This window comes from Haloarcula nitratireducens, assembly GCF_019599505.1.
In genome coordinates this window covers 107,031-117,102 of sequence record NZ_RKLT01000008.1, presented here as the reverse complement: position 1 = coordinate 117,102, position 10,072 = coordinate 107,031, and the positions used below count along the sequence as shown (strand labels likewise).

9 protein-coding genes are annotated in these 10,072 nt (G+C 60.2%); 2 read left to right on the top strand and 7 right to left on the bottom strand.

Features of this window, described 5'->3' with window-relative positions; translation table 11 throughout:
• Window positions 1-176: 176 nt before the first annotated feature.
• From EGH23_RS17250 to EGH23_RS17240, 3 genes are all read right to left on the bottom strand, one after another.
• Window positions 177-1,481, bottom strand: coding sequence for a multicopper oxidase family protein (locus EGH23_RS17250; RefSeq protein ID WP_328766306.1), 1,305 nt, complete (start codon window positions 1,479-1,481; stop codon window positions 177-179).
• A gap of 118 nt (window positions 1,482-1,599) precedes the next feature.
• The gene (locus tag EGH23_RS17245) at window positions 1,600-2,748 is read right to left on the bottom strand and encodes an MBL fold metallo-hydrolase (RefSeq protein WP_220581216.1); all 1,149 of its coding nucleotides are present in this window, start codon (window positions 2,746-2,748) and stop codon (window positions 1,600-1,602) included.
• Between the two features lie 64 nt (window positions 2,749-2,812).
• Window positions 2,813-4,597 carry a 5'-nucleotidase C-terminal domain-containing protein gene (locus EGH23_RS17240; protein WP_220581215.1) on the bottom strand — a complete coding sequence of 595 codons (1,785 nt, stop codon included), beginning with the start codon at window positions 4,595-4,597 and terminating at the stop codon, window positions 2,813-2,815.
• Window positions 4,598-4,884: 287 nt separating this feature from the next.
• Between EGH23_RS17240 and EGH23_RS17235 the strand changes: the two genes are divergently transcribed.
• Window positions 4,885-5,670, top strand: a complete 786-nt coding sequence (locus tag EGH23_RS17235) for a sulfite exporter TauE/SafE family protein (RefSeq protein ID WP_220581214.1) — start codon at window positions 4,885-4,887, stop codon at window positions 5,668-5,670.
• A gap of 217 nt (window positions 5,671-5,887) precedes the next feature.
• On the opposite strand, the gene EGH23_RS17230 is transcribed toward EGH23_RS17235, so the two are convergent.
• From EGH23_RS17230 to EGH23_RS17220, 3 genes are all read right to left on the bottom strand, one after another.
• Window positions 5,888-6,160 (bottom strand): DUF7967 family protein, encoded by a 273-nt coding sequence (locus EGH23_RS17230; protein ID WP_220581213.1) that lies wholly within the window; start codon window positions 6,158-6,160, stop codon window positions 5,888-5,890.
• Window positions 6,161-6,297: 137 nt separating this feature from the next.
• Window positions 6,298-6,636, bottom strand: coding sequence for a four-helix bundle copper-binding protein (locus EGH23_RS17225; RefSeq protein ID WP_167938963.1), 339 nt, complete (start codon window positions 6,634-6,636; stop codon window positions 6,298-6,300).
• A gap of 251 nt (window positions 6,637-6,887) precedes the next feature.
• Window positions 6,888-7,487 (bottom strand): AsnC family transcriptional regulator, encoded by a 600-nt coding sequence (locus EGH23_RS17220; RefSeq protein WP_220581212.1) that lies wholly within the window; start codon window positions 7,485-7,487, stop codon window positions 6,888-6,890.
• Window positions 7,488-7,737: 250 nt separating this feature from the next.
• Between EGH23_RS17220 and EGH23_RS17215 the strand changes: the two genes are divergently transcribed.
• The gene (locus EGH23_RS17215; protein WP_220581211.1) at window positions 7,738-9,066 is read left to right on the top strand and encodes a permease; all 1,329 of its coding nucleotides are present in this window, start codon (window positions 7,738-7,740) and stop codon (window positions 9,064-9,066) included.
• A gap of 247 nt (window positions 9,067-9,313) precedes the next feature.
• On the opposite strand, the gene EGH23_RS17210 is transcribed toward EGH23_RS17215, so the two are convergent.
• Entirely contained in the window at window positions 9,314-9,907 is a 594-nt protein-coding gene (locus EGH23_RS17210; protein WP_220581210.1) for a helix-turn-helix transcriptional regulator, read from the bottom strand.
• Window positions 9,908-10,072 lie beyond the last annotated feature (165 nt).

Genomic DNA, 10,072 nt, shown 5'->3' with positions numbered 1-10,072 from the left:
ACCACTCGTTAGAACGAGCAGTACCGCTATCGCCGCGAGAACTATCGGAAGCTTCGCACCGAGTCTACGAAATAGCATATACGGTTTGTGGTACACGCGTCGAAAGGAATACTATTCACCTCCTAAACTCACTCTATACGGCCATGCGGAGAAGGGGAGCGAACGTCGAGACCCGGTCACTCGACGTATTTAATGACGCGTGCCATGCCCGCATCAAGATGGTACAGATTATGACAGTGGAACAGCCACCGGCCGGGATTGTCTGCGTGGAAATCTAGTGTTACCTGTCCCCGATGTCCGGGGACGATAACTGTGTCTTTGATCGCGTTGCCAACCTGAAAGAAGTGGCCGTGAAGGTGCATCGGGTGAACGACCGGGCTCTGATTGGTCATCCGAATCCGGACGTGTTCTCCGGGCCGAATCTGGAGCGGGTCGGCGTCCGGATACGCCTGTCCGTCAATCGTCCACACGTACTCATCCCTGCCGCGAGACAGCGTCAGATCGAACGTCCGGTCGGGACGCCCGCTCACACCGTCGAGTGCGGAGACCGCTCGTAGGTCGCCGTACTGCAATCGGTTACTCGAAGACGATGGAGGCTGTGGGGTGCCCGAATCACCTGCAGACCCGTACTCGACGACGGCTCTAGCTGGTGGTTCGTTCCCGTCGAGTGCGTCCGCCTGAACGAACCATTTCCCCGGATTCGTCGCTTCGACGACGGCGTCGTACCGCTCGCCGGCACCGAAGACGAACGAGTCTGCGTCGACGGGTTCGACGGGTTGGCCATCGGCATGGGTCACCGTCATCTCGTGGCCGGCGATCCGCACCCCAAAGACCGTCGCACTGGAAGCATTCACGAACCGGAAGCGAACCCGCTGGCCCTCAGTTACGTCGAACGTCTGAGGGTCATCGGGCAGTCGACCGTTGATCAGGTGTCCCTCGTATGGCGGCCGAACGTCGCCCATCATCCCGCCTCCCCCACCCATTCCACCACCGCCACCCATCCCTCCGTCCGACGGGAGGCGTGGCTCTCCGGGGAGGTAATCGTCGACGACGACGACGTACTCGCGGTCGTACTCGACGTGCGGGTTGGGTTCTTCGACGATTAGTGGACCGAGCAGCCCACGGTCGAGCTGGAGACCGACGTGGCTGTGATAGAAGTACGTCCCGGCGGGTTCAGCACGGAACGTGTAGGTGAACGTCTCACCGGACGCGATCGGGTCTTGGGTCACGTTCGGCACGCCATCGACCGGATTCGGAACCGGAATACCGTGCCAGTGAATCGTGGTCTCCTCTCGGAGGTCGTTGGTCAGTTCGACACTGAGCACGTCACCCTCCTGAACGCGCAGCTCCGGTCCCGGGAATTGCTCGTTGTACGTCCAGTTGGCCGTCGACGTCTCGGGGGACGGTCGAATGGTTCCGGACGCCGCGGTGAGGCTGACGGACGTATCTGGCTCGTCAGTGACGGTCGAGCGTGGCGTCACCTCACGACCACCGCCATCGTCGGTGCCCGGGAGCTGACCGGCGCAGCCCGCGAACGCTCCGAGGGTGGTTGCCCCTGTCAGTTGGAGGAGCCTGCGACGGGAGAGCGACCGTTGCTCTCTATGCGGCACAGTTGTTCGGCCCCAGTTCGAGTTCTGTCGCCTCGCCCTCGTCGTCGACGGTCTCTTTGCCGGTGTTGATGGCGATCACTGTTTCGTAGTTTGGGGGCTTTTCCGGGGCATCCTCGGTTAATTGCTCGATGAACGCTTCGCGGTCGAGCCCGAGGAAGTCGAGGTCCTCGCGTAGATTGCCAAGCTGGGTCTTGAGGGGTTCGCCGGGCGAGCCGTTCTCGTAGCGCCCGTCGCTCGTGACGGTGAGGTGGCCCGGCAGTATCGTCGTCTCGTCCGGGAGACCGAGGATCGTCTCGTGGAGCGAGTCGTACAGCAGTTCCGCTCCACGCGAGGCATCGTCCTCCCCGAACTGGAGTTCTGTCCGTCCGACGGAGTCGACGAACAGCGTATCGCCGGTCAACAGGAGTTCCCCGTCGACGAGGTAGTTCATCATCTCGGAGGTGTGGCCCGGCGTGTGGAGCGCCTCGATCTCGACGTCGCCGACTTCGATGACTTCTCCATCTGATAGCGGTTCGTACTCGTACTCGGCATCGCGCTCGCTGGCTGCTTCGCCGAGGTGGTAGGGCACGCCGATCTCGTCGGCGAGTGCCGGACTGCCTGAGATGTGATCGGCGTGGACGTGCGTATCGAGTACGCGTGTTATGGATAGCCCAGCGTCCTGGACGGCGACTTTGAACTGGTCGGTCTGTCTGGTTGCGTCGACCACGACGGCTTCTCCCGCCTCTTTCGAGCCGACGACGTAGCCGAGACAGCCCTTCGCCCGGCGCTGGACCTGCCGAACGACGAGGTCGTCGCTCGTCGTTTCGATGGGGACGACCTCGTAGACTTTACTCCACTCTTCCATCCCGCCGGTGACGACCTCGACGTCATCGTGTCCGCGCTCGTCGAGGTCGAACGCGAACGGCGTCGACGTCAGACCCTTCCCGCAGATAGCGACGATGGGCCGGCCGTCCACCATCGCGTTCACCTCGTTCAGTTGGTCCTCGCTCAACCCCTCGTCAGGGTCGTACGGAACGTTCTCTGCGTTGCGTACGTGCCAGGCCTCGAAGCTGTCTTCGGGACGCGTGTCGATGAGCGTGAACTGTTCGTCGGCGTCGATCTTGTCCGCGAGTTGTTCCGCGGTAATGTTCTTAACCATCGTATCTCACCTGTGTCGTACCGAGTTTGCCGTTCGCCGGATCGGTCGCGTGCGCCCTCGCCGCCTAGCGCGTTCTATTACGCCCTTCTTCGGGGAAAGCGTTCCCGCGCGGAATCATGGACGTCTCACAGTACGCCTCTCCGCCCTGATAGTCGACGCCTGGTTGGATGAACGGGTACGGCCCGTCGGCGGGTGTGTTCTGGGCACCACCGCCATCGTCCGCGGTCTCAACCAGCCCCATTACTTCGTAGTCGACTGGTGAGTGTTCTTCGAGGTACTCGACGATGACGTCGACTGGAATCGTCCCGTCGTCGACCTCAACATCCTGGAAGGGAAAGCTACAGTTGCCGAGGTCGCGTTCGGGGTCCCCGGGTCGGCGGAATGTCGCCACCGAGTACGTCTCCTCCGGGTCGACCGCTTCGTCGTCGATCCGCATCTCGACGAGGCGACGGCCGCGCTTGGCCGTCGGGTCGACGGTCACTTCGACGTTCGAGGAGAAGCTCCGGACGCGTCCGTCCTCCTGGTCGTAGGGATACGGCGTGAAGTTGTCTTCGAGGAACTCCTCCATGTGACTCGTGAGTTGCTGGCCGTAGGCGACGCCGCAAGCGACGGGCGTGGCCATCGGGAAGAACGTGTACAGCTGGCCGAGCGTGATCTCTCCGGGAGGGATGGCGGTCCCGTACCGGAAGCCGTGCGAGACGGCGAGGTCGGTGTCGAAGTGGCTCCGGAGTGCGTCGTTGAACAGCGTGTTCCAGGCGCTCTCGAGGAACGACTGCCGGTAGAGCGGTGTTTCCGTCTCTCCGACGACAGTATCCAGCGGGCAATCGAGCGTACCCGCTCCGCGCTCGAACCCGGGGTCGTCATCGAAGAACGGCTCGCGAACAGCCTCAACAGTCTCCTGTGCGTTAGCGTCCGGTTCCGGCGTGTACTCGCCGTCCTCGGTGAGGCAGTAGAGGTGATGTCTGAACTGTATCTCCCCGTCTCGAATTCGGAGGTCGACACGGCCGAGCGCTTCGCCCATGCCGGACTCGACGACAACGGTTTCGGTCTCCTCGACGACGATTGGGTCGTACGTGTACTCGTGGGTATGCGCGCTGAACATCACGTCCACGCTCGCGCAGTCCTTGGCGGCTTGGACCATCCACGGCAGGCCAATCTCGGTGACCGCCACCACGACATCCGCGCCGTCCTCGCGGGCAGCCTGTGCGGACTCTTCGAGGAGCGCGGGGTGCTTACCGAAGCGGTACTTCCCCTCGGAGAACGCGGGTGCCATCCGGTCGACGTAGACGTTCGTCATCCCCACGACGCCCATAGAGAGTCCGCCGACCTCGATGACGCTGTACGCATCGTACAGTCGATCTCCGGTCTCCCAGTCGTAGAGATTGTTCGCGAGCACCGGGGCGTCGAGGGCGTCCATTAGCTCCACAAAGTTGCCATCCTCGGCGGCCTCGTTCGAGTAATCCCAGTTTCCGGGGACGTAGACGTCGGGCGCAACGTACTCGTTGATAGGCTTGAGCATTGCTTGCCCGTCGGTGTAGGTGGTCACGGCAGAGCCATGGAAGGTGTCACCACTCATCAGCGTACAGACCTCGTAGTCCGCGCGGAGTTGGTCGAGTTTGGCCGCGAGCAGTGGAATCCCGCCACCGCGCTTGATGACGCGGTCGTCCTCTCCGAAGTCGAAGTTTGGCTTCGACGTTGGATTATCGTAGTAGACCTGGTAGCGCGGCGTTAGCTGCCCGTGGAGGTCGCTGACGTGGGCGAAGACCACGTCGGGGGCGCCTGCGCTGTCGCTGGCAGGATCGCCACCGAGGGACTTCCACTCGCCCATGTCCGTCTCGTTCCCGTCCATCGTGGTGCGTTTGCAGGTACGTCCTCTTACGATTCATTGGTTGTGGTTAATAATCGAAACACTACACAAGACCATCTCCGGCCACTGTGTCGTAGAAGAGTGGACACGATAGCCGAGAAGCAGTATTCCCGAGTTGGAAACAGAAACTCGTGGTGGGGTCGAGGTGTGATTTCGAAATGTGGACGGGGCGTTTCCCTTCATGTATTAGCGAGAATGAATCTAAGCGAGGAAGCCATAGTATCGTCCGTAAAGATGCGCACGCTGACTCAATCGAGGAGGCGGTGACGATGACGAGTAGCTGGGTGACGACGGGACTGTCTGCGGTCGTCATTCTGGTCGCATCCGTTATTCACGGGATCGCCGGGTTCGGTTTCGCGCAGGTGTCGATGGGGCTGATGCCGCTGTTCCGGTCTCCTTCGAGCGCATCGATCATCTTCACGGCGACGGCAGTCGTGAGTAACGCCCGCGTCTGGTGGAGCGTTCGGGACGCGTTCGACTGGCGCAAGTGGATCGTTCCTGTCGGTGGACTTGTGCTCGGGATGCCGCTCGGCATCTACGTGTTCAGTCAGTTCAACAAGGCACAGATGCGCGTCGCCATCGGAATCGTCCTCGTGTTAGCTGTCATTATCGTCGGCGCGACCCAGCAACTCGATATCGTCACCGATTGGATCGAAGCACGGGACTACCGGCCGGGAAACATCGTCGGCGCGACCGCCGGTCTCCTCGCAGGGATTTTTGGTGGCGCCGTCGCAGTCCCCGGCCCGCCGATGATTGTCTATGGGGCGTTCATGTCCGCCAGCGGGTTCTGGAGCGACGAAGAAATGAAGGCGACGTTCACCGCCTTCTTCGGGACGCTCATGCTGTATCGACTGGGGAGTCTTACGTATACGGGAGCCGTAACGACGCCGCTGATGATCGAGGCGGCCATCGCCATTCCGATGGTGTTCCTGGGCGCCTGGGTTGGCGTCTATATTTTCGACAACATCCCCGAGCGTATCTTCCAGTGGGTGGTACTGGCGCTGCTGACGGTGAATGCATTCGTCCTGTTGTTCACAGCGGTCCCGGAACTCTGAAGCTGTTCAGCTGTCTCCGCTGTTTTCGATTCCCACATTTCCCTAGGACTGTTCTTCGTTATTGAAGCGAGGGGCCGGTTGCGCTTCGGATGTCTCACCAGCTAATTCCCACGGACAGAAGAACGAGGACCCCCTCCCGGGGAGTTAATGACACAATGAGTGCGCTCGATGGCGATATCGTCAAACAGAATCCTTCCGAAAGCGCTAGCCACTCGCTTCAAATCGTATCATCGGGGTCGTGTTGGGCGCTCATCCGCTTGGCTTCCGATTCGTATCGTTCCCGGAGTTCCGAGTCATCGACGTTTTCGAGATCAGACGCCGAGACGTTCTTCGCAGCAGTCACCGAGTCCAGATCCATAGCCTGTGCGGCGAGTTCTCGTCGGAAGAACCGCGTGCCATCGGGAGTCGCGTACTTGAGGACGATGAGGTCGCGGTTGTTGTACCCGCGGTCAACGAGCCACACACGAACGTCGTCCGTCTCGTCTGTCATACGCACAGGGAGGATGACCCCGACGTTAGGTCGTTCGATCACGTGCGAACGACCAGACTATCGTATCCTCGATTGGTCGGGTGATTGCCTGAGAGCGACGAAGAAAGTTGGCGTCCGAGAATCGGTGCGGTTGTGGCTTACGCCATCGAACGGCAGGACTCCGCGCACTCGCGGAGCGGTTCGACACAAGCCTGACAGTGGTCGTGGTCGTGCTGTTCACACTCGTCGGCGCAGGCTTCACACACGTCGGCGCACGTCTCCGCGATGTCGCTGTTGAATTGCGAGCCCGATGCACAGAGCTGAGCGCACGTCGAGGCGACTGTGACTACGTCGCGACAGAGTCGGAGGCACTCTTCCATCTCCTCGCCCTTACCGATGCACTCGTCGGCGCAATGGGCGCACGCCTTCACGGCTTCGTGACAGTTGTCGATACACTCGCGGGTCGAATCGTCGAGCAACTCGTTGATTTGAGCCATCGCGTTCAGTACTACGGCCGGCTCCTTTTCGTGAGTTGTGGCTACCGATCCAAGTGGGGAAGCAAACGATTCCGCTCTGTCCGCTTAAGCGCTCGAAAAGGCAGATATCGCTCATCTGGTGCATAGATGAATCAGCGTCTGACTTCACGTTGGGGCGAATCGACGCTCCAGTTGTTTCACACCCCAAAATAACAGACTGATCAATCCGGGGTTTGTAATCGCGGACAAGGACCTGATTCAGACAGCCGCGTCTACTCGTCGGCTGCCTGTTTCAGGGACTCGTACTGCTCGATTATTTTCTCCACGCACGACGAGCAACAGACGTGATACAGGTCTCCGGAGTCTACCTCTACTTTTTGACCATCCCCCGAGATCGTTTTTCCACAAATCGTACACTCAATCGTTAGGTCGTCTGTTCCGAGCTGCGGCTGCCATGAAGAACCCAGAATTGACGACACGTGATAATCCTCGATCTGATCGTCGCTCAGCGTGTCAGTGAGCAGCGAGCGGAGTTCGGCTGGGGGAAGAACCGCCTTGACGACCACCGTCGAGTCGACTGTGTAGAAGACGTGTTCCACCCCGTCGACATCTTGTAACTGGGAGAAGACGTCTTCAGCATGGGCGAGTCGCGTGTCGATTTCCACGAGACACTCGTCCTCATCGGCGAACTTCGTTCGATCCACGTCAACCGTGAACCGCCGTATGACGCCGAGGTCACGCAGTCGGTCGACACGATTTGAAACGGTCGGTGGAGAGAGGTCCACCTCCTCCGCAATTTCGCGAAACGAGCGACGGGCGTCATCCAGTAACAGCTCCAAGATAACTGCATCTGTTGAATCTAGCTCAGCCATAGGTACATGGATGGGCTGGGACGTTTTCTGACTACTGCTATTGAAGACGGTGCTGATGAAACGAGGATCTCGCCCTCACGAGTCATGCGAAACGCGGATTGAGGGAGTAGCTGTCCGTGTCCAACTCACCAGCTGATTCAGAGTCTGGTATCTCAGTCGTCAACACGTTACGGACAGAAAATTACGGCCCTGTCTCACCCATGGAGTGTTAGCCGAAGCTCCGTAAAAGATCGAACCCCATGTATCCTATATGGAGAAAAAAGAATACGCAATTCTCGCCGTCATCGCGCTCGCGACGGTCGCACTCGGTGTCGTCACGACATCGAAGCCCTTGTGGCCGTTCTTCGTCGAGAGCACGCGCCAGTTCCTGACGACGACCGCTGCGATGGCGTGGATCACGTGGTGGGCGCTCGTGATCGGCTTCGCAATCGCTGGCGGCGTCGAAGCCTGGACGTCCGACGAGAAGGTCTCGGACCTGTTAGAGGGCCACGGCTTCCGGGAGATCGGGTACGGGTCGCTGTTCGGGTTCGTCTCCTCGTCGTGTTCCTACAGCGCCATCGCGACCGCGAAGAACCTCTTCAAGAAAGGGGGCTCGGCGGCGGCCACCCTCGGCGCGTTCATGTTCGCGTCGACCAACCTCGTCATCGAGATCGGTATCGTCATCTACCTCCTGCTGGGCTGGCAGTTCCTCGTCGCGGACGTCGTCGGCGGCTTCATGCTGATCGGCCTGATGGCCTTCGGCTTCGTCTACCTCACGCCCGACGAGGTCATCGAGCAGGCCCGAGAGAACATTCAAGACGAGGGCGACTCGACCGTCCAAGATCCGGTCTGCGGGATGGAGGTCAACCCCGAGGAAGCCGACTACTCGACTGAACACGACGGTCAGACCTACTACTTCTGCTCGCAGTCTTGTAAGGACAGCTTCGACCCGGAAGAGGCCAATACCACGATTCGCGAGCAGGCGACCTCCCTCTCGGGTTGGAAAGCGCTCGCGGACAAGCAGTGGTCGGAATGGGGGATGCTCTGGGACGAAATCGCCATCGGCTTCATCTTCGCCGGGCTCATCGCTGGCTTCATTCCCGAGAGCGTCTGGACCTCCGTCTTCTCCGGGCCGACGTTCGGACTCCCGGTGTACGTCTTCTGGACGGCAGTCTTGGGTGCGGTCATCGGCGTCGCGACATTCGTCTGCTCGGTCGGAAACGTCCCGTTCGGCGCCGTTCTCTACGCCAACGGCCTGCCGTTCGGATCGGTGCTCTCATACATCTACGCCGACCTCATCGTTCCCCCGATCATGGACGCGTACCGTGAGTACTACGGCACGAAATTCGCGGCCATCCTCTCTGGAATGATCTTCGTCTCCGCCGTGCTCACGGGCTTTGTCATCCACTTCCTCTTCCTCGGCGCGGGGGTCATCCCGGACCCGTCGAGTGTGAAGATTGCAGAGGTGAAGATCGAGATGAACTACAAGATGGTCTTGAACGTCCTCGCAACGGTGTTCTTCTTATTCCTCTACTGGCTGCACCGTTCGGACTCGATTGGAGATGAGGAGCACGGTGAGCACGCTCACACAGCCGACTAACGCTCTCGGTCTCTCTCGTTCAGTCGGTCAGCATCTTTGTTGTGCCAGTGGTCGGTGATCGTGGTGACGAGTTCGTCGATGGCTTTGACGCCTCGGGCTGGGAGAGACACCCCGCGACCCTGGCGAAATAGTACTTGCACGCAATATAGACACGGCTGGTGAAAACGGGGTCACACGGACGTAGCTCGTCTCGAGTTCAGTACCCATGACGATGGTACCAAACGGTTCTAGTTCGCGGTAGCGATTGCTAGTGCGCTTGATTCTGCTGCAAGTCGTCACTCGGATAGATGCGATACGTCCGCCCTTGGCGCTCGCGGTACAACAGGCCGCGCTTCTCGAGGGCGCTGACCGTCTGGCTCACCTTGCTCTTCGAGAAGTCCGAGCGGTCCCGCAGTTCGATCTGCGTGATGCCGGGTGAGGAGAGCACCGGCTCGAGGATGCGGCGTTCGTCTTCCGGTAGGAGGTCTAACACGCGAGCCTGTGGCTGGGACTCCGGATTGATAGCTCCATTCGGCTGCACTGCCTCCTCTGGTGATTCGGCGCTCTCGCGAGCGGTTGCGTTCTCCTCCTCGTCCTGTGAGCGGTCGGGTGCATCTGTGCCGGTGAGGTCGTCCCGAACCACGAGATACCCCCCACCGATGACAGCCGAGACGAGGAGGGTTCCGAGGACGTACCAGAGCGGATTCGTTCCGTGAACCGCCCCCATCGACATTCCCATCATCGATTCCATCTCCTTGAATGCTTGCTGTTGCTGGTACGCATCCCAGCTGAGCGCACCGCCGACGATGAGGACGGCAGCGACGAGGAAACCGACCACCGTATCGGCTCGCCGTCGATTCATCCCTCCCACCTCGATCTAGCGTGATACTCGTTCATGCCCGAGAGTTGGTGAGACTTCGCTGTACCAGTTGTGATTGACCGAGGCTAGTCTCGGGGCTGCTTGGTTTCGGAACGATGTATCGAGGTATGACGGTCAGTGGTGTTCATAACTCTGGGACGTCCCCGT